This window comes from Corynebacterium sp. 20-84 (genome assembly GCF_053479455.1).
The window spans coordinates 45,085-68,541 of sequence record NZ_JBRBCB010000012.1; the positions used below are offsets into that span (position 1 = coordinate 45,085).

General features: G+C 62.8%; 23 protein-coding genes and 2 pseudogenes. 21 read left to right on the forward strand and 4 right to left on the reverse strand.

Annotated features, from left to right (window positions below; all coding sequences use genetic code 11):
* Positions 1–14: 14 nt before the first annotated feature.
* The 16 genes and pseudogenes from ruvX (at position 15) to ACUY2Y_RS09945 (ending at position 14,001) form a co-directional block, all read left to right on the forward strand.
* Positions 15–569: a Holliday junction resolvase RuvX gene (ruvX, locus tag ACUY2Y_RS09870; protein ID WP_210573468.1), complete on the forward strand. Its 555-nt coding sequence runs from the start codon at positions 15–17 to the stop codon at positions 567–569.
* 2 nt (positions 570–571) lie between these two features.
* Positions 572–1,726, forward strand: coding sequence for an endolytic transglycosylase MltG (gene mltG / locus ACUY2Y_RS09875; RefSeq protein ID WP_210573466.1), 1,155 nt, complete (start codon positions 572–574; stop codon positions 1,724–1,726).
* A gap of 46 nt (positions 1,727–1,772) precedes the next feature.
* Positions 1,773–2,636, forward strand: coding sequence for a shikimate dehydrogenase (locus tag ACUY2Y_RS09880; RefSeq protein ID WP_448326113.1), 864 nt, complete (start codon positions 1,773–1,775; stop codon positions 2,634–2,636).
* Between the two features lie 121 nt (positions 2,637–2,757).
* A complete protein-coding gene (locus ACUY2Y_RS09885; RefSeq protein WP_448326115.1) occupies positions 2,758–3,216 on the forward strand; it encodes a prepilin peptidase in 459 nt (152 codons plus the stop codon).
* 12 nt (positions 3,217–3,228) lie between these two features.
* Positions 3,229–4,449 carry a chorismate synthase gene (gene aroC, locus ACUY2Y_RS09890; protein WP_210573462.1) on the forward strand — a complete coding sequence of 407 codons (1,221 nt, stop codon included), beginning with the start codon at positions 3,229–3,231 and terminating at the stop codon, positions 4,447–4,449.
* Positions 4,442–5,119, forward strand: a complete 678-nt coding sequence (locus ACUY2Y_RS09895) for a shikimate kinase (RefSeq protein ID WP_448326118.1) — start codon at positions 4,442–4,444, stop codon at positions 5,117–5,119. Before aroC ends, ACUY2Y_RS09895 begins: the two co-directional genes overlap by 8 nt.
* An 86-nt stretch (positions 5,120–5,205) precedes the next feature.
* The gene (gene aroB / locus ACUY2Y_RS09900) at positions 5,206–6,267 is read left to right on the forward strand and encodes a 3-dehydroquinate synthase (RefSeq protein ID WP_448326120.1); all 1,062 of its coding nucleotides are present in this window, start codon (positions 5,206–5,208) and stop codon (positions 6,265–6,267) included.
* Positions 6,268–6,306: 39 nt separating this feature from the next.
* Positions 6,307–6,747: a type II 3-dehydroquinate dehydratase gene (aroQ, locus tag ACUY2Y_RS09905; protein WP_448326122.1), complete on the forward strand. Its 441-nt coding sequence runs from the start codon at positions 6,307–6,309 to the stop codon at positions 6,745–6,747.
* Positions 6,747–7,838, forward strand: coding sequence for a M24 family metallopeptidase (locus ACUY2Y_RS09910; protein ID WP_448326124.1), 1,092 nt, complete (start codon positions 6,747–6,749; stop codon positions 7,836–7,838). Before aroQ ends, ACUY2Y_RS09910 begins: the two co-directional genes overlap by 1 nt.
* A gap of 122 nt (positions 7,839–7,960) precedes the next feature.
* Positions 7,961–8,524, forward strand: coding sequence for an elongation factor P (efp, locus tag ACUY2Y_RS09915; protein ID WP_210573453.1), 564 nt, complete (start codon positions 7,961–7,963; stop codon positions 8,522–8,524).
* A 149-nt stretch (positions 8,525–8,673) separates the two neighbouring features.
* Positions 8,674–9,120: pseudogene (nusB, locus tag ACUY2Y_RS09920) on the forward strand (transcription antitermination factor NusB); the annotation flags it as partial.
* A 242-nt stretch (positions 9,121–9,362) separates the two neighbouring features.
* Positions 9,363–10,211: a PPK2 family polyphosphate kinase gene (locus tag ACUY2Y_RS09925; RefSeq protein ID WP_448326126.1), complete on the forward strand. Its 849-nt coding sequence runs from the start codon at positions 9,363–9,365 to the stop codon at positions 10,209–10,211.
* 161 nt (positions 10,212–10,372) lie between these two features.
* Positions 10,373–11,077: a hypothetical protein gene (locus ACUY2Y_RS09930; protein WP_448326127.1), complete on the forward strand. Its 705-nt coding sequence runs from the start codon at positions 10,373–10,375 to the stop codon at positions 11,075–11,077.
* Between the two features lie 96 nt (positions 11,078–11,173).
* Positions 11,174–12,163 (forward strand): substrate-binding domain-containing protein, encoded by a 990-nt coding sequence (locus ACUY2Y_RS09935; RefSeq protein ID WP_448326193.1) that lies wholly within the window; start codon positions 11,174–11,176, stop codon positions 12,161–12,163.
* Positions 12,160–13,239, forward strand: coding sequence for an ABC transporter permease (locus ACUY2Y_RS09940; protein WP_448326129.1), 1,080 nt, complete (start codon positions 12,160–12,162; stop codon positions 13,237–13,239). The genes ACUY2Y_RS09935 and ACUY2Y_RS09940 overlap by 4 nt, the downstream gene beginning before the upstream one ends.
* A gap of 3 nt (positions 13,240–13,242) precedes the next feature.
* Positions 13,243–14,001, forward strand: coding sequence for an ATP-binding cassette domain-containing protein (locus tag ACUY2Y_RS09945; RefSeq protein WP_448326131.1), 759 nt, complete (start codon positions 13,243–13,245; stop codon positions 13,999–14,001).
* Between the two features lie 5 nt (positions 14,002–14,006).
* Here ACUY2Y_RS09945 and ACUY2Y_RS09950 read toward each other — a convergent pair whose 3' ends face one another.
* The 4 genes and pseudogenes from ACUY2Y_RS09950 to ACUY2Y_RS09965 all read right to left on the reverse strand — a co-directional run.
* Complete coding sequence (locus tag ACUY2Y_RS09950) at positions 14,007–14,447, reverse strand: hypothetical protein (protein WP_448326133.1); 441 nt, start codon at positions 14,445–14,447, stop codon at positions 14,007–14,009.
* An 88-nt stretch (positions 14,448–14,535) separates the two neighbouring features.
* Positions 14,536–15,006, reverse strand: a complete 471-nt coding sequence (locus tag ACUY2Y_RS09955) for a hypothetical protein (RefSeq protein WP_448326135.1) — start codon at positions 15,004–15,006, stop codon at positions 14,536–14,538.
* A 1-nt stretch (position 15,007) separates the two neighbouring features.
* Positions 15,008–15,496: a YbjN domain-containing protein gene (locus tag ACUY2Y_RS09960; RefSeq protein ID WP_448326137.1), complete on the reverse strand. Its 489-nt coding sequence runs from the start codon at positions 15,494–15,496 to the stop codon at positions 15,008–15,010.
* Positions 15,497–15,584: 88 nt separating this feature from the next.
* Positions 15,585–15,788 (reverse strand): annotated as a pseudogene (locus ACUY2Y_RS09965) (TIGR01777 family oxidoreductase); the annotation flags it as partial.
* Between the two features lie 130 nt (positions 15,789–15,918).
* Between ACUY2Y_RS09965 and pyrR the strand changes: the two are divergent.
* The 5 genes from pyrR to carB all read left to right on the forward strand — a co-directional run bounded on the left by pyrR (position 15,919) and on the right by carB (position 23,448).
* Positions 15,919–16,473: a bifunctional pyr operon transcriptional regulator/uracil phosphoribosyltransferase PyrR gene (gene pyrR / locus ACUY2Y_RS09970; protein WP_448326139.1), complete on the forward strand. Its 555-nt coding sequence runs from the start codon at positions 15,919–15,921 to the stop codon at positions 16,471–16,473.
* Entirely contained in the window at positions 16,470–17,432 is a 963-nt protein-coding gene (locus ACUY2Y_RS09975; RefSeq protein ID WP_448326141.1) for an aspartate carbamoyltransferase catalytic subunit, read from the forward strand. The genes pyrR and ACUY2Y_RS09975 overlap by 4 nt, the downstream gene beginning before the upstream one ends.
* Positions 17,433–17,436: 4 nt before the next feature.
* Complete coding sequence (locus ACUY2Y_RS09980) at positions 17,437–18,771, forward strand: dihydroorotase (protein WP_448326142.1); 1,335 nt, start codon at positions 17,437–17,439, stop codon at positions 18,769–18,771.
* 78 nt (positions 18,772–18,849) lie between these two features.
* Positions 18,850–20,070: a glutamine-hydrolyzing carbamoyl-phosphate synthase small subunit gene (carA, locus tag ACUY2Y_RS09985; RefSeq protein WP_448326143.1), complete on the forward strand. Its 1,221-nt coding sequence runs from the start codon at positions 18,850–18,852 to the stop codon at positions 20,068–20,070.
* Between the two features lie 15 nt (positions 20,071–20,085).
* Complete coding sequence (gene carB, locus ACUY2Y_RS09990; protein ID WP_448326145.1) at positions 20,086–23,448, forward strand: carbamoyl-phosphate synthase large subunit; 3,363 nt, start codon at positions 20,086–20,088, stop codon at positions 23,446–23,448.
* Positions 23,449–23,457 lie beyond the last annotated feature (9 nt).

The window sequence follows — 23,457 nt, forward strand, 5'->3', positions numbered from 1 at the left end:
GGAACCCGCCAACGATGAAAGTTCATCCGGATACCCCCGGGGTCGACGACCCGGGGAACGGCCGCCGCATCGGTCTCGATGTGGGCACCGTCCGGATCGGCGTCGCTTCCTCTGACCGTGATGCACGCCTGGCCACCCCGGTGGAGACAGTCAAGCGCGTCACGGGTTTCAAAGACCGCGACGGCGCGGATATTGAACGGTTGCTGGAGATCATCGAGGAGTACGACGCCGTTGAAGTCGTCGTGGGGCTTCCGCGCGATTTGCAAGGAAATGGTTCGTCCAGCGTCAAGCACGCGAAGGAAATCGGCTTCCGGATCTCGCGCCGCAGCGATGTACCGGTCCGGTATGCCGACGAGCGGCTCACCACCGTGGAGGCGACGCACGCGCTGCGCGCGTCCGGTGTGAGTGAGAAAGCTGGACGATCTGTCATTGACCAGGCCGCGGCAGTGGCCATCCTCCAGTCCTGGCTGGACGGACGAAACAACTACCGCGACATGGGCGCGCCGGAGCAGGCAGATACGTCTGCCGCACACGGTGCGGGCACGTCGCCAGAACCCAAGGAGACCTGAACGTGAGCTCGGCAACTACGTCTGGGGGGCGCACCCGCGGTGTCGCGGTGTTGGTCGCATCGATCCTGTTGATCATTGGCGCCGTCGTCTACATTGCTTTTGCACGCAGCAACTCCACTGGAAGCGACTTCAAAGGTGCCGGCAATGGCGTCGAGCAGGTCGTTGAGATCCCCGAAGGATCCTCGCTTACTGCAATGGGCCCCGCGCTCGCCGAGAAGGGGATCGTCCGCTCGGACAAAGCCTTCCAGAATGCGGCGATGACCAATCCGGATGCGGACAGTATCCAGCCGGGCTTCTACCGCCTGCAGGAGAAAATGAGCGCCGAAGAGGCAGTGGCCGCGCTGCTCGATCCCGCCAACAAGGTGGACATGCTGAAAATCCCTGGCGGTTTGACGCTCATGGACGTCAAGGTCGTCGGCGGCGACACCCGGTTCGGTATTTACACCAATATTTCGAATGTCTCGTGCGGCTCCGACGGCGAGAACAAGGACTGCGTCAAGGTGGAAGACCTCCACGACGTTGCGGCGAATTCCGATCCCGCCAGCCTCGGTGTGCCGGAATGGGCGATCGAGCGGGTCAACGCCCACAAGGGGGACCCGAAGCGCCTCGAGGGTCTCATTGCTCCGGGCGAGTACATCGTGGACCCGGGTGCAGACGCAGAGACGATCTTGAAGGACCTGATCACTCGCTCGGCGGACAAGTACAACGGCACCGATATCGTCGGCCGCGCCAAGGCCGTGGGCCTGAGCCCGTACGATCTGCTCACTGCAGCATCCCTGGTTGAGCGCGAGGCGCCGGAAGGCGAATTCGACAAGGTCGCCCGCGTGATCCTCAACCGCCTCAAGGAGCCGATGCGACTGGAGTTCGACTCCACCGTCAACTACGGCCTCGAATCGGTTGAGCTGGCTACTGGCGACACAGACCGCCAGAAGGTCACGCCGTGGAATACATACGCCATGGACGGCCTGCCGAAGACCCCGATCGCATCCCCGTCCGAGGAAGCGATCCAGGCGATGGAGCACCCGGCGGAAGGCGAGTGGCTGTTCTTCGTCACCGTCGACGACAAGGGCACGACCCTGTTCAGCAACACCTTCGAGGAGCACCAGGCTAACGTCCAGAAGGCGTACGATTCCGGCATCCTCGATTCACAGCGCTAGGTCGGGCAGCGTCAGACAGGCGCTCTAGAAGCGGAAGCACGAGCACATGAGCACAGCGATTCCCGCCGGCGGCGGTAAAGCAGCCGTCCTCGGCAGCCCGGTCGAGCACTCTTTGTCGCCGGTCCTGCACGGTGCCGGTTACGAAGCGGCCGGGCTTGAGGGGTGGACCTACGAACGCATCGAGTGCGATGCCGAGCAGCTTCCCGGCATCGTCGGCGGAGCGGGGGAAGAGTACCGCGGTTTCTCAGTGACGATGCCGGGGAAATTCGCGGCCCTCGAATTCGCCGATGATGTCTCGGAGCGCGCACAGGCGATCGGTTCGGCGAACACGCTCGTCCGCGACGGCGGTACGTGGCGCGCCGACAACACTGACTGTGAGGGAATCGCCGGGGCGCTGGATGAGCTCGTCGGCAAGCAAACTGCGATCGGGCATGCTCTCGTGATCGGCGGCGGCGGAACCGCGCGACCCGCTCTGTGGTCGCTGGCCGAGCACGGGGCGGAGAAGGTCACGGTGCTCAATCGCTCCGACCGTTCGGATGAGCTGCTCCCGCTGCTTAGGGGCGTGGAGGCGGACTTCATTGATTTCAACCGTGACCTCGAGCCGCTGGCGATGAGCGTGGACCTCATTATTTCCACGGTTCCTCCCGCCGCGCTCGAGGGACGGGAAAAAGAGCTCGGGCACGCTCCGCTTCTCGACGTCATCTACAACCCCTGGCCCACGCCGCTGGCGACCAGGGCTGCGTCGAACGGCCACCTGACCGTCGGCGGGCTCGTCATGCTCGCCTGCCAGTCGTATTCCCAATTCGAGCAGTTCACTGGTGTGCCTGCCCCGCGCGAAGAGATGCGCGAAGCGCTCTTCCGCCACGTCGGATGGGTCGCACCCACCGGGGTCACGCGCAAGAACCGTTGACGCGCATGAACCGTTGATCAGACACAGCCTGAGTCAACGGATCCAATAAATTAAGCACTGCGCATTACAGTGCGCATTCTTGCCGTGCGCACTGTGGTGTGGTGGCTTTAGCGTAAGGCTCATGGGGGATTCATCTGGGGTCGTAGCAGTCAGCTCGGCGACAGCGATCGTGGTCACCGTGATCATGTGCGCTCTCGTCGCGGTGTGGACGGTGGTGCTCGTGGTGGTGGACGTGGAGCAACGGCGGCTGCCTGATGCGTGGACCTTGCCGGCAGTTGGAGCGGCGCTTCTTACGTGCGTGGCCATGCCGGTCGGTGTGTTCGGATTCATCTGGCCCGGGGCGTACCTGTTCTCAGGCCGCGGGATCGGCGGGGGAGACGTGAAGCTGGCGGTGCCCCTGGGGGTAGCGATGGCGCTGGTTGGAGGGGCGGGCGCAGTGCTCGCGGCCATGCTTCTTGCCAGCATGTTCACCGTGGTAGCGCTACTAATCAACAAGGCGAAGGCCATGGCCCACGGGCCATCTATGCTTGCTGCGGCTTGGATCGTGGGGTTTGCTAGCACTTTCCTGACATCAATATGAGACAATGCCTGCATGCTTCGTTGGACTACCGCAGGTGAATCCCACGGTCAGGCGCTTGTCGCACTGGTCGAGAATATGCCAGCTGGGGTCACTGTCTCCGCGGATGAGATCGGTCACCAGCTCGCGCGTCGCCGGCTCGGCTACGGCCGTGGCGCACGCATGAAGTTCGAGCAGGATGAATTGACCCTGCTGACCGGCGTGGTCCACGGCAAGACCATTGGCAGTCCGATCGCCATCATGATCGGTAACACTGAGTGGCCGAAGTGGACGACGATCATGTCGCCGGACGCGTTGGACTACGACGATCCCGACGTGGCCAAGGCCATGAACTCCGGCCGCGGCGCAGCCCTGACGCGCCCGCGCCCGGGCCACGCGGATTTCTCCGGCATGGTCAAATACGGCTTTGATGCGGCACGTCCGGTGCTGGAGCGGTCGTCGGCACGCGAAACTGCGTCCCGCGTGGCGGCCGCGACTGTCGCGCGCTCGTTTCTTCGGGAGGTGCTCGGTGTGGAGGTCTACTCTCACGTGATCTCCATCGGTGCCTCGGATCCGTACGATGGTCCGTCCCCGCAGTTCAGCGACATTGACGCGATCGATGAATCTCCCGTGCGCGCCTTCGGCAAGGACGCGGAGGAGTCCATGATCGCCGAAATCGAGTCGGCGAAGAAGGCGGGCGACACCTTGGGCGGCATTGTCGAGGTCATCGTGGACGGTCTGCCGATCGGGCTCGGCTCCCATGTCTCCGGTGAGACGCGCCTCGATGCGCAACTCGCGGCGGCCCTGATGAGCATTCAGGCGATCAAGGGCGTCGAGGTCGGCGATGGTTTCGAGGAAGCGCGCCGCCGCGGTTCGGAGGCGCACGACGAGATTCTCCGCGATGAGAATGGTGTCCATCGCGCCACCAACCGTGCGGGCGGGCTCGAAGGTGGCATGACGAACGGTGAGCAGCTGCGCGTGCGCGCGGCGATGAAACCGATCTCCACCGTGCCCCGCGCGCTGCAGACGCTCGACATGGCGACGGGGGAGAAGGCCACAGCCATCCACCAACGTTCCGACGTGTGTGCGGTGCCCGCTGCCGGTGTCGTCGCTGAGGCAATGGTCGCACTCGTGTTAGCTCGCGCAACGCTGGAGAAATTCGGCGGAGACAGTGTTGAGGAAACGAAACGGAACGTCGAAGCGTATAAGCACTACGTGTCTGAGCGTCTCGCATTCGGAGGAAACGGAAATGACTAATTCAGTAACGGGCCATCAGCGTCCGGCACGCTTCCCGGCCACCTCCGGTACCCCGGCACCGAGCACGCGTCAACGTAGTCAGATCTTGCCCGGCGGGGGCGAGCCAGTCGGCTCCCACGGCGACGCCGCCGCGTTCGGCGCCCCGGAGGAACCCGTCGTCCACGGCTCACCCCGCGTCGTCCTCGTCGGCCCGCCGGGTGCCGGAAAATCCACGATTGGGCGACGTCTCGCCCGCGCAATGAACCTGCCACTCGTCGATTCCGACGATCTGATTGCTAAGGGCGAAGGCAAGCCGACCGGTGAGGTCTTCAGCGAGCTTGGTGAGGAACGTTTCCGCGAGGTCGAGGCAGAATACGTCGCACGCTCGCTCGCGTCCGGCGGCGTGGTCAGCCTTGGCGGGGGCGCGGTGCTCACCGAATCCACTCGCAAACTCCTTCAGGCGCACCATGTCGTCTGGATCGATGTCTCGGTCGAGGAGGGCGTGCGCCGCACCTCGGGCAATGATTCCCGCCCGGTGCTGCAGGCCGACGATCCGGAGGCGCACTACCGCGCCCTGCTGGAGTCCCGCGAGCCGTACTACCGCGAGGTGGCGATGCACCGGGTGCGCACCGATTCGCGCCCGCCGCAGCGCCTCGTGGCCGAAATTCTCGCTCTCATCGATACCCGCTAGCGGAGAACCTGGCCCAGCTGGCAGTCCAGCACAGTCCAGCAGTGGCACAGACACACAACGCCGCCTCTCAACCAAGGAGAACCGCCATGGCTGATATTCAGGTCGCAGGACCATCGCCGTATACCGTCCGGATCGATCACGGCCTGGATGACCAGGTGGCGCAGCGCATCGCTGAGATCGGTGCCCGTCAGGCGTTGATCGTTCACCAGGATCCGCTGACCGCGGCGGCGGAATCTCTCCAACAGCGGCTGGAGGGCAACGGCATCAGCGCGACGCTGGCCCCGATTCCGGATGCGGAGGACGGCAAGTCGCTCGCTGTCGCAGAAAAGCTGTGGGACACCCTCGGCGAGAAGAATTTCTCCCGCCAGGACGTTGTCGTGGGCCTGGGCGGGGGAGCGACGACCGACCTGGCTGGTTTCGTCGCTGCAACGTGGATGCGCGGCATCAAGGTCGTCCAAGTTCCCACGACGCTTCTGGCCATGGTCGATGCGGCCGTCGGTGGCAAGACCGGTATCAATACCGCCGCGGGCAAGAACCTCGTGGGTGCTTTCCACGAGCCGGATTCGGTGTTCATTGACCTCGACCGACTGGAGACGCTGCCGGAGGAGGAATTCATCGCAGGCTCGGCCGAGATCATCAAGACCGGCTTCATCGCTGACCCGATCATCTTGGATATCTACCGCGCCGGTGGCAGCAGCCCGGCCGAGAAAATCGCAGAGCTCATCGAGCGTTCCGTCGCGGTGAAGGGCTCCGTCGTGGCCCAGGACCTCAAGGAATCGTCGCTGCGCGAGATCCTCAATTACGGCCACACGCTCGGCCACGCAATTGAAAAGCGCGAGAATTACCGCTGGCGTCACGGCAATGCCGTCGCGGTGGGCATGATGTTCGTCGCTATTCTCGCGCGCAATCGCGGGCTTATCGACGACGACGTGGTGGAGCTTCACCGCGAGATCCTCGAAGGAATCGGTCTGCCGACCACCTACGACGCCGACGCATTCGACGAGCTCTTCGAGGGCATGACGCACGACAAGAAAAACCGCAACGGCCAGATCCGTTTCGTTGTGCTGGATGACATTGGCAGCACCACCCGAATCGAGGATGCGGGGATCGAGGAGCTCCGATCCGCGTACACTGAACTGTCATCGTGACGCTTTTCTGACATCAACTCCCTCGGTGAGGAGGCCACCGTGAAGATTCTGGTACTCAACGGCCCCAACTTGAACAGGTTGGGCAAGCGGCAGCCGGATGTGTACGGCACGACGACGCTGGCCGATATCGAGCAGCGCCTCCGCGAGCGTGCCGAGCAGGCTGGGGTCGAGATCGCATTCATCCAGTCGAACCACGAGGGCGAATTGATCGATGCTGTTCACGAGGCAGCCGATCACTCCTGGCCCGTGATCATCAACCCGGGAGGGTTCACCCACACGTCGGTGGCGCTGCGCGATGCTCTCGTCGAGCTGCAGGGCACCCCCGGTTTCATCGAGGTGCACATTTCGAATGTGCACGCGCGCGAACCGTTCCGCCATCACTCGTACCTCTCACCGATTGCCACCGGCGTCATCGCCGGGTTGGGCACCGCAGGCTACGAGATGGCGCTCGATTACTTCTTGAGGAGGGACGTTCACTAATGAGCTTCGCTGATTCCCGTTTTCTCACCCGCCGCCGCAAGCTGTCGGCGAAACTCGCCGCGCAGCGGATCGACTCATTTGTGATCACGGAACCGACGAATGTCCGCTATTTCTCCGGCTTCAGCGGTTCCAACGGCGCATTGCTGATGAATAAGGATCTGTCCTCCGCGATCGCGACCGACGGCCGGTACACCACGCAGATCGCGGAGGAGGTTCCGGATATCGAGGCGATCATTCAGCGTGATGCCGGTCCGGCTGTCCTGGCGACAGTGCCGGAAGGGTGGCGAGTCGGCTTCGATCCTTCGCGGACCACGGTGGATGAACTCGACAGCCTGAACAAAGCCACCCCGGAGTCGGTCACGCTCGTGCCCGTCAAGGGCGTTGTTGAGCAGATCCGGTTGACCAAGGACAATTTCGAGCTCCAGAAACTTGAGGAAGCAGCAGATATCGCGGTCACTGCGCTGCGCGAGCTTATCGACGCTGGTGAGCTGCGCGCCGGCCGGACTGAGAAGCAGGTCGCTACTGATCTCGAATACCGGATGCGCCTGTTGGGCTCTGAGCGCGTCAGCTTCGACACCATCGTCGCTTCGGGCCCCAATTCGGCGTTGCCGCACTACGCCGCCGGCGACCGGGAGCTGACCGACGGGGACCTGGTCACCATTGATTTCGGTGCCCATTACCTCGGCTTCAATTCAGATATGACGCGCACGTTCTGTATCGGCGAGCCGTCGGATTTCAACCGGGAGATCTACGAGATCGTGCTCGAGGCACAGAAGGCCGGAGTCGCGGCGGCGACGCCGGGGCGCGCACTCGTCGACGTCGATAAGGCGTGCCGCGACATTATCGACGCTGCTGGGTACGGCGATTACTTCGTGCATTCCACGGGTCACGGTATCGGGCTCGACGTGCATGAAGGTCCGGCGGCATCGACGCGCGGCAAAGGCGTGCTGGAGGAGAACATGACGCTCACCATTGAACCTGGCATTTATGTGCCGGGTAAGGGCGGTGTGCGTATTGAGGACACTCTCATCATCACCTCCGGTGCGCCGAAGGTGATCACCCCGGCACCGAAGGAACTCACCGTTTTGTAGCGGTGAGCTCTCCGCCACCACTGATCGTCAATCAATCCGCCAGAGTTAGTGGTCGGCGGTTGGCGGTGGTGTAGCATAGCTGTGTTTGAATCACCCACCGAGCCGAATTAAGGGAGAATATCGTGGCAACGACCGCTGATTTCAAGAACGGCCTTGTGCTCAAGGTTGACGGCAAGCTGCAGCAGATCATCGAGTTCCAGCACGTCAAGCCGGGCAAGGGCCCCGCGTTCGTCCGCACGAAGCTCAAGGACGTCGTCTCCGGCAAGACCGTGGACAAGACCTGGAACGCCGGTGTGAAGGTTGAGACCGCGACGGTGGACCGCCGCGACATGACCTACCTGTACAACGACGGCACCAGCTACGTCGTCATGGACGACAAGACCTTCGAGCAGTTCGAGCTCCCCGCTGACAAGTTCGGCGACGCTGCTAAGTTCCTGCTGGAGAACATGCGTGTTCAGGTTTCCTTCCACGACGGCGAGGCACTGTTCGCCGAGCTGCCGATCTCCGTGGACCTGAAGGTCCAGCACACTGATCCGGGCCTGCAGGGCGACCGCTCCTCCGGCGGCACCAAGCCGGCGACCCTGGAGACCGGTGCTGAGATCCAGGTCCCGCTGTTCATCGAGACCGGCAACGTGCTCAAGGTGGATACCCGCACTGGCGAGTACCTCTCCCGCGTCAGCAACTAAACGACCTATACACTAAACGACCTATGCAAGGCCTTGTGCCTTGACGGGAGCAGTCTCCAACTGCTCCGATTGTGGTGGACTCAGCCCCGAGTCCACCTCATTTTTCACTTCACCTGATCGTTCCTGCCCCTGATTCTTCTTTTGCGAACATGCCTGATTACAAACGTCATGGTGCGCGTTACCGTGCGCGCCGCCGCGCAGTAGACATCCTCTTCGAAGCGGAGACCCGCGACCTTGACCCGGTCGCCATCGTCGAGGAACGTGCCGCACTGGCACAGGACCCCGTGAACGCTGTCGCACCCATCGCTGTTTACACGCGAGAGATCATCGCCGGCGCGGCGGAGAACCTCGACGAGATCGACGACTATATCGAGCGATTCCTGTCGGAGGATTGGGAGCTGCACCGCATCCCGGCGGTCGACCGCGCTATCTTGCGCGTGGGTACCTGGGAGATCCTGTACAACGACGAGGTCGCCCCGCCGATCTCCATCGCCAACGCCATGGAGATGTCCACCGAGTACGCCGGCGATAACGCCTCGCCGTATATCCACGCCGTCCTCGACGACATCATCCAGGCCAATGCCGCCGATGCCCCCGACATCGTGAACGGGGAAGACAGCGGTATCGACGACGACACCGATACTGACACCGCCACCGGCACCGACAGCGATGTCGAGCTGACCGATACTCAGTCTGAAACACCCGGTGGTGTCGTCGCGCCTGATGTCACTGAGGAAACAGAACTGAATTCCGCCACTGCTGTAGCCGAGCTTGCCCCGGAGCCGGATGCGCCCGAGACAACAACCCCGTCTGCCGATAAATAGGAGTACACCGAGCCATGGCGAAGGTATCGATCAAGGAAGCTGAGGCGCTCCGCGTCGATGAAGATTTCGTGCTCGCGGATGTGGACCCGGATTTCACGCCTGGTGTGAAAAAGGGCAATGTCGACGAGGCATTTGAAAAGTACGACGAAGAGATCGCCGATCTCCAGGAGTGCTTGTACGCCAATGCCCGCGCCGGCGTTGAGGGCACTGGATCTATCTTGCTCGTGCTCCAGGGAATGGATACTTCCGGAAAAGGCGGGATCATCCGAAATGTCGTGGGCGATGTGCTCGACCCGCAGGGCGTGCAGATCACGGCCTTCGGTAAACCCACCGAGGAAGAGAAGAAGCACGACTTCCTGTGGCGGATCGCACCGCACCTGCCTGAACCGGGCATGGTGAGTGTGTTCGACCGCTCCCACTACGAAGATGTGCTGGTGCAGCGCGTCCGCGAAATGGCACCGCCGGAAGAGATCGAGCGCCGCTACGGCGCGATTGTGGACTTCGAGGCGGAAGCAGCGGCGAAGGGCACCAAGATCATCAAGGTCATGCCGCATATCTCCAAGGAATTTCAGGGCGAGAACCTGCGCGAGCGCATTGAACGCGAGGACAAGCACTGGAAGTACAACCCGGGTGATATCGAAGACCGCATGCTGTGGGACGAGTTCCAGGAGGCTTACGAGATCGCGCTCAAGCGCACGTCCACCGACGTCGCCCCGTGGTACTGTGTGCCTTCCGACAACAAGGACTATTGCCGCACCGTGGTCAAGACCCTGCTGCTGAAAGCACTGCGCGAGCTTGACCTGGAGTGGCCGGAGCCGGACTTCGACCCTGAGGCCGAACTCAAGCGCCTCGAAGAGTCCTAAGACCGGACACCATAACCGCGTCGCAGCCATGCTGCCGGCGTCGCAGCCACGTTGCACAACGCTTTCATAAACTTCGCCTCCCAGATTGACCCGCGTGTGTAATCTTGCGGGCAAAACAGGCCCGTACGTTGAGCACAAGCGAAGAGGGATGCATGCGAAGAGTGAACACGGCCGTACTAGCACTTGTGGCATCGTCGGCGTTGCTGGTGGGCTGCTCAAGCGATGACGGTGGCGCGGCGAACGAGGACGGTTCGGCAATTGCGCCGGAGAATGGGCACGAAAATCCTGCGCAGGAAAATGCGACCGGTTCGGCGACATTAGAGGAGACCGCCCCGGAAGCGTGCGCCAGAGAAGTGAGCATCAACGCACTACAGGACAAAATGCCTGAGTTCTTCACCCAGCTGCCGCATGACCCGAACTTCAGCAACGATATGGACGGAGGCTGGAACAAGTTCTACCAGGACGGCTCAGGTCAGTGGCAATATTCAGTCGGCGCCGCTTACCTCGAAGAGGGTGACGCGTACAGCGTGTGTCCGGACGACCCGAAGCAGGCAGCCGATGATTTCCGGACTGTCCTCGCGGAGGACTATCAGCGACAGCAACGGGAGAACGGGGAAGAGGTCGTGTCGTTCGACAACCTCGAATTCACTGTCGAGGGACGCTATTTTGCGTGCGCCAAGAACCCGCCGGCTGATCTTCGCCTGTTCTTCTGCACCACGAATATGGGCAATGCGATGGTGACCACCGACCAGTTCCGCCACTCCAAGGGCGATGAGGCGGACATCGCCGACATGAAGGCGGCCATGGCAGAACTCACGCCGATCGTCGATGATGTGCCGATCGGGCCGGGCCTTTCCGATATCTAAGTTCGCGCATGCGGCGAGCAGTCTTCTGAATCGGTCAAGTCGCTCTGGAATGCGGGTTTCCTTCGCTGCGCGGGGCACACTGTATGGGTGTTAAAAATCGGAAGACTTTTCAAGGCAGCGTCTATCGTTGCAGTTGTCGGACTGACTGCGGCGGGGTGCTCGGCCACCGGTGGGGCGCCGCGCAACGACGATTCCGACGGCACCGCCGGCGGGGTGGACACCCCGCGGTACGTCGTCGCGATGGTCACGCACGGCGCACCCGGTGACACCTTCTGGGATCTTGTGCGCAAGGGCGCGGAGGACGCAGCCAAAAAAGACAATATCGAGCTGCGGTATTCCTCTGACCCGCAAGCGCCGAACCAGGCCAACCTGGTTCGCTCCGCAGTCGATTCCAATGTCGACGGCATTGCGGTGACCATGCCGAATGCGGAAGCCATCGGACCCGCGGCGCAGAACGCCGTCGACGCGGGAATCCCGACGGTGGGTCTGAATGCCGGTATGGACGATTACACGAAATACGGGCTCAGCGGTTTCTTCGGCCAGGACGAGACCATCGCCGGCACGACTGCGGGCGAACGTCTCAAAAAGGAAGGGAAGAAGAAGGTTCTCTGCGTCATTCACGAGCAGGGAAATTCTTCGCAGGAAGCGCGTTGTAACGGAGTGAAACAGGGGCTTGACGACGGCGAGGTCGAGCACCTCTACGTCAACGGCCAAGACCTGACTTCGGTGCAAGCGACGATCAGCTCGAAGCTTAGCCAGGACTCCAGTTTCGACACCGTTTTCGCGCTGCAGGCCCCAGTAGCCATGCGTGCCACTGAATCGGTGAAGCAGTCGGGCGCGGAAGCCCAGGTGGTCACCTTCGACACCAACGCGGAGCTCGTCGACGCGATTGCCGACGGCCGAATCGCCTGGGCGGTGGACCAGCAGCCGTACCTGCAGGGGTACCTGGCGGTGGATTCGCTCTGGGTGGCCAAGCGCAACGGCGGCACCTTCGGCGGTGGTCAACCGGTCTTCACCGGCCCCAGTTTCGTCGACAGCACCAACGTGGACAAGGTCACTGAGGCGGCGAAGAAGGGGTTGCGATGAGCACAGCCGCACCGCAGCCGGACAAAGACGTGACAGCGCACGTCTCACCGCAGGACACGGCACCGGACGACCGACTCAGGACTCATACTGGCCTGGCGAAGCTGATCCGCCGTCCGGAGCTGGCCAGCTTGCTCGGTTTCCTGGTCATCCTCGCGCTGTTTCTCGCCGTCGCGCCCGCATTCCGTTCGTTCGAGGCGATAGCGACGATCCTTTACGCTAGCTCGACGCTCGGCATTGTTGCGCTGGCCGTCGGTCTTCTCATGATTGGCGGCGAATTCGACCTGTCTTCCGGTGTCGCCGTCACCACCGCGGCACTCGCGGCGACGATGCTCAACTACAACCTGCACCTGAACTCGTGGGTGGGAGCAGGTCTTGCCCTGCTCATTTCTCTCGGCATCGGTGCGCTCAATGGCATTCTCGTCTCACGCACAGGCATCGACAGCTTCCTCATCACCCTGGCCGCATTCCTCATGCTCCAAGGCCTCAACCTCGCGGTGACCAAGCTGGTCACCGGCCAGGTGGCTACACCGACGATCGCCGATATGGAGGGCTTCCCGTCGGCGCGCACATTCTTCGCGGGCAGTTTTCACATTGGCGACGTGCGTATTAGCGTCACGGTCGTCTGGTGGTTGCTGTTCGTCGCCATCGCCTCGTTCATTCTCTTCCGCACGAAATTCGGCAACTGGATCACAGCGGTCGGAGGGGATGAGGAAGCCGCGCGCGCCGTCGGCGTCCCCGTGCGCCGCGTCAAGGTCGCACTATTTATGACAGTCGGCTTCGCCGCCTGGTTCGTGGGCATGCACACGCTGTTCGCGTTCGATTCCATCCAAGCTGGCCAGGGCGTGGGCAACGAGTTTCTGTACATCATCGCGGCCGTCATCGGCGGTTGCGCGATGAAGGGCGGCCGCGGCACCGCCGTCGGCACGATGATCGGCGCGCTGATCTTCGGCATGACGAACCAGGGCATTGTCTACGCCGGGTGGAATCCCGACTGGTTCAAGTTCTTCCTCGGCGCGATGCTGCTTTTCGCAGTGTTCACCAACACGTCGTTCGCCAACATCACGAAGCGGAGGTAGCCCGTGGCCATCATCGAATTGCGGGACATCACCAAGTCCTACGGCAGCTTCGACGCCCTCCGCGGAGTCGACCTCGACATCAAAGAAGGAGAGGTCACGTGCGTGCTCGGCGACAACGGCGCCGGAAAATCCACGCTCATCAAGATTCTCGCGGGTTTGCACGAACCAACGAGTGGAGAGTTGCTTATCGACGGCTCACCCGCCACCTTATCCTCACCCCGCGACGCGATTGATGCCGGTATCGCCACGGTGTACCAGACCCTCGCAGTCGTGGATGAGCTGAGCGTGTGGCGCAATTTCTTCTTAGGTCAAGAGCTTACCGGCGCTTTCGGAACGCTGAAGCAAGCTGAGATGAAGCGTATCTGTTCTGAGCAGCTACATGAGATGGGGATTGATATTCCCGACGTCGACGTGGAGATCGGCAATCTCTCCGGCGGTCAGCGCCAGGTAGTGGCTATTGCGCGTGCCGTCTATTTCGGTGCGCGCGTGGTGGTGCTCGACGAGCCGACCGCAGCATTGGGCGTGAAGCAATCGGGAGTGGTGCTCAAATTCATCGCCTCGGCACGCGACCGTGGTGTCGCCGTCGTCTTTGTCACCCACAACCCGCACCATGCGTACATGGTGGGCGACCATTTCACGATCTTGAAGCTCGGCCGCCAAGAACTCAACGCCTCACGTGACGAGGTGACACTGGATGAGCTCACAAAAGAAATGTCTGGCGGTGCTGAGCTAGAAGCTCTGAACCACGAACTGCGGAAATAATTCGGCTAGCGGATATAGCCCGGGCTTCCCGAGGGCTCGGGCGGTTCGAAACTTGAATCCCCGCCCGGCGCAGTGGGGCGAGTCGTCGATGCAGTGGGTGTCGCTACTGTCGACGTGGCCGTGACAGAAGACGACGTGGTGGAGCTTGACGTTTCTCCGCTTTCGGAGACCATCATGGCGAAGTAGACCCCTCCGATGAGGACCAAGATGGCGATGACGCCGAGAAGGACTGGGAGAAGCGCGGTGAGCGCAATAAACCAGGCGAGACAGCCGGTACCCGACTTATCGTTCTGCGGCATGGAGTGGTACGGCGACGGTTGAGCGAAGGGCTGGCCTGGTTGCGGCCCCTGCTGTGGTCCGCCGTGCTGATAGCCGTGCGGACCAGACCCGTAGTGCGAATAGCCGCCCGGCTGCTGCGGGTACTGATGGCCATGTGGGTTCGTCATCGCGGTGCTCCGTTGCTGGGTGTCTCTCTACGGTGGGTGTCCTTTTGTGCCCCTATTATTCACCACAGTGGGGTGGGAGCGTTGTGAGTTAATCCTGGCTGTTTTCCGCAGCCAGCTTTGCTTGCGCCTCAGCGATCTGCTCGTGGAGAGCAGACATAGCGTTGTGCGCGCTGACTACACCATTGACGGCGGTCTGAACAGCGGAGCGCAGCTGCGCGTCAGTCATGCCGGCTGCGACGGACTGCTCGGCCTCCGTGCGCACGACGATATTCTCGGCGCGGTTGCCCACGATCGCACGCGCGCCGATCAGCGTCGAGTTCACTTCGTTGGCGGCCAGGTAGTAGGACGCGTCGGGGGAGTCGGCTGCGGTATCGGTCTCCGAGTCAGCGCGGACAATGAACACTGAGTCGAGCAGAACCGCCATGAGTTCGAGCTCCTCATACGTGCCGTGGGCAGCGCGGCCGCTGGCGTCGGCGGAAAGCCCGATGCCGGACTGGGAGGCGGCGTCGACGATGCGGTCGATCGTGACTTGGCTGGGGGTCGTGTTCTGGTCGGTCATATTAGTTCTCCTCCCACGTCACAGCAGTCGGGAAAGATTGCGCGAGGTAGTCAAATGCCTGCATCGTCGAGTGGATCGACGTGACAACGAAGGCGCCGAGCTGATTCGGCGACAGGCCCTTGCTCACATCGAGGGTGCGCACACCGGTGATGGCGAGGGTGTTCTCTTCGCTCTGGAAGAAGCGCAGCGTCGGGGTGAAATGCGTCTGGTTGTACTCGTTGGTGGCGTGCAGCAGCGAAGGGACATCCTCGGGTACGAATTCGCCGCGCCAGACGGACTCGAATACGAGCGTGCCGTCGTCGATGGTGAAGACCATGGCGGCGTTGACGAAACCGGTGCGCACGACCGGCTCTTCCAAGCGGTATTCGAGTTCTTCTCCCTTGAGGACGGTGGCGATATCGGCCAGCGTGACGTCGCGGACAACGTCGGCATCAGCGTTAACGCCGGCGGCGTCTGGGTCCGTGACGGGATTGTCGTTCGGTGTTGTCATGGCACCCTAGGCTACATCTCTCATCCGCCCGCTGCGCCTAGCGCTTAGCGCCCAAGAAGTCTTCCTTAATGCCCAAGAAGTTTTCCTTGCCCTGCGGCTGGTGGCGGGCGACCCATTTCTGGCCGGCGGGCAGGGAGAACACGGTGGTGCCGTCTTTGAGTGAATCAGCTCCAGAGATGACTGTCATCGGCAAAAACGGCGGAGTCAGGCGGTGCACGGCGCCGGGCATGGTGTGCCAGCGCCAAACGTCGGCAAGCGGTGCGTCGATGGTGTGCGTTGCGGCGAGTGACAAAGCGGGTGACCTGTTCGTTCGAAAAACGCGGGCGGTGGAGTGCTACTGTGGCAGGGGTCTACCAAGCATAGGCAGGCTCAAAAAGAAGCATCCTTTAAATTCCGCACAGAGAGGCGGGGAAGGAGGTTCGATGAGTGCCACAGAGTTGCTTGACGCTAGTGACGTCTCGCGCACGATTGCACGCATCGCGCACCAGATCATCGAGAAAACTGCACTCGATTCCGACGGTGCTCCACCACTGATCATGTTGGGCATTCCCTCCGGCGGAGTGCCCTTGGCCGAGCGCATCGCAGCAGCGATCGAGGAATTTTCGGGGGTGAGCGTTCCCGTCGGCAGCCTCGATGTGACGCTCTACCGCGATGACCTCCGCGGCCGCCCGCACCGCGCCTTGGCCCCGACCGATATCCCGGGCAACATCAACGGAGCGACGATCGTTCTCGTCGACGACGTGCTGTTTTCCGGACGAACCATTCGCGCCGCGCTCGACTCCTTGAGCGATATCGGACGCCCGGAAGCGATCCAGCTCGCGGTCTTAGTCGACCGCGGCCACCGTGCGCTTCCGATCCGCGCGGATTATGTGGGCAAGAATATTCCGACGGCGATCACGGAAGACGTCCGAGTGACGCTCACTCCGCTCGATGACGCCGATGCCGTCCTCCTAGTCAAAGAGGAGGTCGAAGAATGAAGCACCTCATCAGTATCGCGGATCTAAGCCGCGAGGAGATCGTCGGCTTGATGGACGAAGCCGACCGTTTCCGCGAGGCGCTCGACGGACGCGAGATGAAGAAGCTGCCCACTCTGCGCGGCAGGACTGTCTTCACGCTGTTCTACGAGAACTCCACCCGCACGCGCTCATCGTTTGAGACAGCGGGCAAATGGATGAGCGCGGACGTCATCAACGTTTCCGCCTCGGGCTCCAGCGTGAAAAAGGGCGAATCCCTCAAGGACACCGCCAGCACGCTGCGCGCCGTGGGCGCCGACGCGATCATCATGCGCCACCCGTCCTCCGGCGCGCCGAACCTGCTCCGCGAGTGGGTGCCCGGCGCCGCCATCATCAACGCGGGCGACGGCTCGCACCAGCACCCGACGCAAGCGCTTCTCGACGCTGTGACGATGCGCCAGCACATCGGCGACGTTGCCGGAAAGAAGGTGCTCATCGTCGGCGATATCCTGCACTCCCGCGTGGCCCGCTCCAACGTGGACTTGCTCCACGCACTCGGCGCAGACGTTGTGCTCGTCGCTCCGCCGACACTGCTGCCGACTGGTGTGGAGCACTGGCCGTGCTCGGTCGAGTACGACTTCGATGCTGCGCTGCAAAATGCCCGCAGTGAAAAGGAAGCGCCGATCGCCGCAGTCATGATGCTGCGCGTCCAAGCTGAGCGCATGAACGGCGGGTTCTTCCCGTCGCACCGCGAATACGCGACCCTGTACGGACTGAGCAAGGACCGCGCGGACATGCTCGGCGACGACACCCTGATCATGCACCCGGGCCCGATGCTGCGCTGCATGGAAATCAACTTCGACGTCGCCGACCGCGATAACACTGTGGTCCTCGACCAGGTCACCAACGGCGTGTACACCCGCATGGCGGTCTTGTTCACGCTGCTGGCGAGCGGAGCAGACACGCTGGAAGGAAAGGAGTAGGGCAGTGACGACACTCGCATTGAATAACGTCCGCCCCTACGGCGAAGACGAAACCAATATTCTCATCGACGTCGCCGACGGCGTGATCGACTCCATCGGCGAGAACCCCTTCGACGATGCCGACGAAATCATGGACTGTGGCGGCAAGGTGCTGCTCCCCGGCCTCGTTGACATGCATGTCCACCTGCGCGAGCCCGGACGCGAAGACACCGAGACCATCGCCACCGGTTCCGATGCCGCGGCCAAGGGCGGCTTCACCGCCGTGTTCACAATGGCGAATACCCAGCCGGTGATCGACCAGCCTTTCCTCGCCGACGCTGTGTGGGACAAAGGCCAGGCCTACGGCAAGTGCGATGTCTACCCGGTCGGCTCTATCACCAAGGGGCTAAAAGGCGAATCGCTCACCGAGATCGGCCTGATGTCCCGCGGGCACGTCACAATGTTCTCCGACGACGGCAAGTGCGTGAACGATCCGCAGCTGATGCGCCGCGCCATCGAGTACGCGAAGGCCTACGACGTGGTGCTGGCACAGCATGCTGAAGACCACCGCATGACCGACGGCTCCGTCGCCCACGAGGGCGAGAACGCCGCACGACTCGGCCTGCGCGGCTGGCCGCGTGTCGCCGAAGAATCCGTCGTGGCGCGCGACCTCATCATGACCCGTGATTATGGCGGTCGCTACCACCTCTGCCACGCATCCACCGAGGGCACCGTCTCCCTGTTGCGTTGGGCGAAGGAGCAGGGCATCGACGTCTCCGCCGAAGTGACCCCGCACCATCTTCTGCTCACCGACGCGAAGCTGGAGAGCTACGACGGTGTCTACCGGGTCAACCCGCCGCTGCGCGAGGACCGCGACACGATCGCTCTGCGCGACGCGCTGCTCGACGGCACCATCGACGTCGTCGCCACCGACCACGCCCCGCACGGCTCCGAAGATAAGTGCGTGGAATTTGAAAACGCCAAGCCCGGCATGATCGGCCTGGAAACCTCACTCGCGATCATCGCGCAGGTCTTCGTCGAATCGGGCCTGGCTGACTGGCGCTTCGTGGCCAAAGTCATGAGCGAGCGCCCGGCGGAGATCCTCCGTCTCGCCGACCAGGGCCGCCCGATCGAGGTGGGCGAGCCGGCCAACCTTACCCTCGTCGACCCAGACGCCGGGTGGACCGCCCTCGGCGACGAGATGGCGTCGAAGTCAGGCAACACACCGTACGAGGGCGCGGAATTCGCGGCGCGCGTGGTGGGCACCTGGCTCCGCGGTGAACAGACCTTCCTCCTCGCCGAGGCTGGAAGCGGAGCCGACAGCAACATCGACTCCGACAAAAACACAGACACAGACTGACCAGCACGAGCACCGCTCCCGCATGGGGGAGAGGCGCAGAAGCAGCGTGAATAGAGCGAAACGAAGAAGGAAACACACATGAGCACTGAACGCATCCCCGCCGTGCTGGTACTGGCCGACGGCACCACGTTCTCGGGCTTCGCCTTCGGCGCGGCCGGCGCCGACACCGAGCCCGTGTTCGGAGAGGCCGTTTTCACCACTGCCATGACCGGCTACCAGGAGACGATGACGGATCCGTCCTACCACCGCCAAATCGTGGTTGCTACGGCCCCGCAGATCGGGAACACCGGGTGGAACGACGAGGACAACGAGTCCCATGACAACCGCATCTGGGTTGCTGGACTGGTGATCCGCGACCTGTCCAAGAGGGTCAGCAACTGGCGCGCGGAGCGCAGCCTCGAGGATGAGATGAGCAGCCAGGGCATCGTGGGCATCCACGGGGTGGATACCCGCTCGCTCGTCCGCCACCTGCGCAACTACGGTTCCATCGCCGCCGGTATCTTCACCGGCGAGCAGGCGCGCGGCGACGTCGACGCGCTCGTCGCTCTCGTCAAAGAGCAGCCCGCGATGTCGGGCGCGGACCTGTCCGCGGACGTGTCCACCGACGAGCCCTACGTGATCGAGGCTAAGGGGGACAAGCGCTACACCGTCGTCGCTTACGACATGGGCATCAAGACGGCCACGCCGGAACACTTCTCCCAGCGGGGTATCGAGACAATCGTTGTCCCGGCCGGTACGCCGTACGCGGAGGTCAAGAAGCACAACCCCGACGGCGTGTTCATCTCCAACGGCCCGGGTGACCCGGCGACCGCCGACGACATGGTGGCGGTCACCCGCGACATCATCGCCGACGGCACGCCGCTGTTCGGTATCTGCTTCGGCAACCAGATCCTGGGGCGCGCGCTCGGACTGGACACCTACAAGCTGAAGTTCGGCCACCGCGGTGTGAATGTCCCAGTGAAGAACCATACCAGCGGGAAAATCGACATCACCTCCCAGAACCACGGCTTCGCAGTGAAGGCGCCGGAAGGCTTCACCTCCGAAAAGATCGCGGCAGGAACGACATTCGACACCGATTTCGGTCCGGCGCTGATCACGCACACTTGCCTCAACGATGGCGTCGTCGAGGGCGTGGCACTCGAGTCCGGCATGGCGTACTCCGTGCAGTACCACCCGGAATCCGCCGCCGGCCCGCACGACGCAAACCCGCTCTTTGACCAGTTTGTGGAGCTCATGGACAGCTACAAGGTGAAGAAGAACGGGACCGGTACCCCAACCGCGGCCACCGAGCAGAAATAACCAGGAAGGGAACTAATGAAACGCGACGACATCAACCACGTCCTGGTCATCGGCTCTGGTCCGATCGTGATCGGCCAGGCCTGCGAGTTCGACTACTCGGGCACCCAGGCGTGCCGTGTGCTCAAGGAGGAAGGCCTCCGCGTCACTTTGATCAACTCCAACCCGGCGACGATTATGACCGACCCGGAATTCGCCGATCACACCTACGTCGAGCCGATCCAGCCGGAATACATCGACCGAATCCTCGCCCGTGAGGCAGAACAGGGCCACAGGGTCGACGCCATTCTGGCCACCCTCGGCGGACAGACCGCCCTGAACGCCGCGATCCAGCTCGACCGGCAAGGCATTCTGGCCAAGCACGGTGTCGAGCTCATCGGCGCGAATATCGACGCGATCGAGCGCGGCGAGGACCGCCAGAAATTCAAGGACATCGTGGCTAAGATCGGCGGCGATTCCGCGCGCTCTCGCGTGTGCTTCAACATGGACGAAGTGAAGGAGACCGTGGCAGAGCTCGGACTGCCTGTCGTGGTCCGACCGTCCTTCACCATGGGCGGCCTCGGCTCCGGCCTCGCCTTCACCATGGAGGATTTGGAGCGCATCGCCGGCGACGGTTTGGACGCTAGCCCGGAGGCGAACGTCCTCATCGAGGAGTCCATCCTCGGCTGGAAAGAATTCGAGCTCGAGCTCATGCGCGACGGCGACGACAACGTTGTCGTGATCGCCTCTATCGAGAACGTCGACGCTCTCGGCGTCCATACGGGCGACTCCGTCACGGTGGCCCCCGCGTTGACGCTGACTGACCGCGAGTTTCAAACCATGCGCGACCAGGGCATCGCGATTATCCGCGAGGTGGGCGTGGACACCGGCGGCTGCAATATCCAGTTTGCGGTCAACCCCGTCGACGGCCGCATTATCACTATCGAGATGAACCCGCGCGTGTCGCGCTCTTCTGCGCTCGCTTCTAAGGCCACCGGCTTCCCGATCGCAAAGATCGCCTCGAAGCTCGCCATCGGATACACCCTCGACGAGATCACCAACGACATCACCGGCGTGACGCCGGCCGCGTTCGAGCCGACGCTCGACTACGTGATCGTGAAAATGCCGCGCTTCGCCTTCGAGAAATTCCCGGGTGCGGACGAGACCTTGGGCACCTCCATGAAGGCAGTGGGCGAGGCAATGGGCATCGGCCGCAACTACATTCAGGGCCTGAACAAGGTCATGCGTTCGATGGAGGACAAGCCGAGCGGTTTCTGGACGAAGCCGGACGCGTACTTCGCGGAGGGCCGCGAGAACGACCTCGCCGCCGTCCTCGACGACCTGAAGCGCCCGACGGATAAGCGCATGTACGACGTCGAGCTCGCGCTTCGTCTCGGCGGCACCATCGAGCAGGTCTACGAGGCCAGTGGCATCGATCCGTGGTTCCTCGCCGAGCTCGAGGCACTCATCGATTTTCGCGGGCAGCTTATCGACGCCCCTGTTCTCAATGCCGACCTGCTGCGCGAGGCCAAGGTGTACGGACTTTCCGACGCCCAGATCGCCGCGCTCCGTCCGGAGCTCGCCGGCGAAGACGGTGTGCGCTCTCTGCGCTGGTCCCTGGGCATCCACCCGGTGTACAAGACGGTGGACACCTGCGCCGGCGAATTCGAGGCGCAGACGCCGTACCACTACTCGGCCTACGAGTACGATCCGAACGCTGAGTCCGAGGTGGGGGCCGTGGGCACCGCGCAGGGCGGGGCAGCCAAGGAAAAGGTCATCATCCTGGGCTCCGGCCCGAACCGCATCGGGCAGGGGATTGAGTTCGACTACTCCTGCGTTCACGCGGCGCTCGAGCTCTCCCGCGTGGGTTACGAAACGGTCATGGTCAACTGCAACCCGGAGACCGTCTCCACAGACTACGACACCGCCGACCGGCTGTACTTCGAGCCGTTGACGTTCGAGGATGTCATGGAGATCTACCGTGCCGAGGCGGCGACGGGCACCGTCGCCGGAGTGATCGTCCAGCTTGGTGGCCAGACTCCGCTGGGCCTCGCGCAAAAGCTTGCCGACGCAGGTGTTCCCGTCGTGGGCACCACCCCGCAGGCCATCGACATGGCGGAGGATCGTGGCGAATTCGGCAAGGTACTTGAAGAAGCTAAGTTGCCTGCCCCGGCCTACGGCACCGCGACCTCCTTTGACGGGGCCCGCGAGGTCGCCGACCGCATCGGCTACCCGGTCCTGGTCCGCCCCTCCTACGTGCTCGGCGGCCGTGGCATGGAAATCGTTTACGACGAGGAGAACCTGCGCGACTACATCGATCGCGCAACCGAGCTGACCCCGGACCACCCGGTGCTCGTCGATCGCTTCCTGGACAACGCGATCGAGATCGACGTCGACGTGCTGTCGGACGGCAAGGATGTCTACCTTGGCGGCGTGATGGAGCACATCGAGGAGGCCGGCATTCACTCCGGCGACTCTGCTTGTGCTCTGCCGCCGATGACTCTGGGCCCGGACGACATCAATAAGGTGCGCCGCTCCGCCGAGGCTTTGGCTCATGGCATCGGGGTCAAAGGTCTGATGAATGTCCAATTCGCGCTGAAAGACGACATCCTCTACGTCATCGAGGCCAATCCGCGCGCATCCCGCACTGTGCCGTTCGTGTCCAAGGCCACAGGTGTGCACCTGGCCAAGGCTGCGTCCCGCATCATGATGGGCTCCACCATCGCGGAGTTGCAGTCCGAGGGGCTGCTGCCGACCGATTATGACGGTGGATCGTTACCGCTGGAGCACCCGATCGCGGTGAAGGAGGCGGTCCTCCCGTTCACTCGCTTCCGCCGTCCAGACGGTGCGGTGCTGGACACTATTCTCGGGCCCGAGATGAAGTCCACCGGCGAGGTCATGGGCCTGGCCCCGTCCTTTGGAGTCGCCTTTACGAAAGCGGAAGCAGCTGCGTTCGGCGAACTGCCAACCGGGGGCACTGTGTTCGTCTCCCTGGCCAACCGTGACAAGCGCACCCTAATCTTCCCGATCCAGCGTCTGTACACGATGGGCTTCAATGTGCTGGCGACGGAAGGTACTGCCCAGATGCTGCGTCGAAACGGCATTGAGTGCGAGGTCGCGTTGAAGGCGTCCGAGGTGCGCGACGGTGTTGAGGGCAAGTCCATCGTCGACCGAATCCTGGAAGGCGAAGTGGACCTGGTTCTGAACACGCCGGCTGGATCCGCGGGTGCTCGGCACGACGGCTACGACATCCGTGCGGCTGCCGTGGTCTCGAATGTGCCGATGATGACGACGGTCCAGGGTGTCACCGCGGCAGTCCAGGGCATCGAGTCCTTGCGGGCCAACGAGATCACGGTGACCAGCCTGCAGGAACTCGAGCACGCAGCACCGGCGGAGAACTAGAGAAGAGAA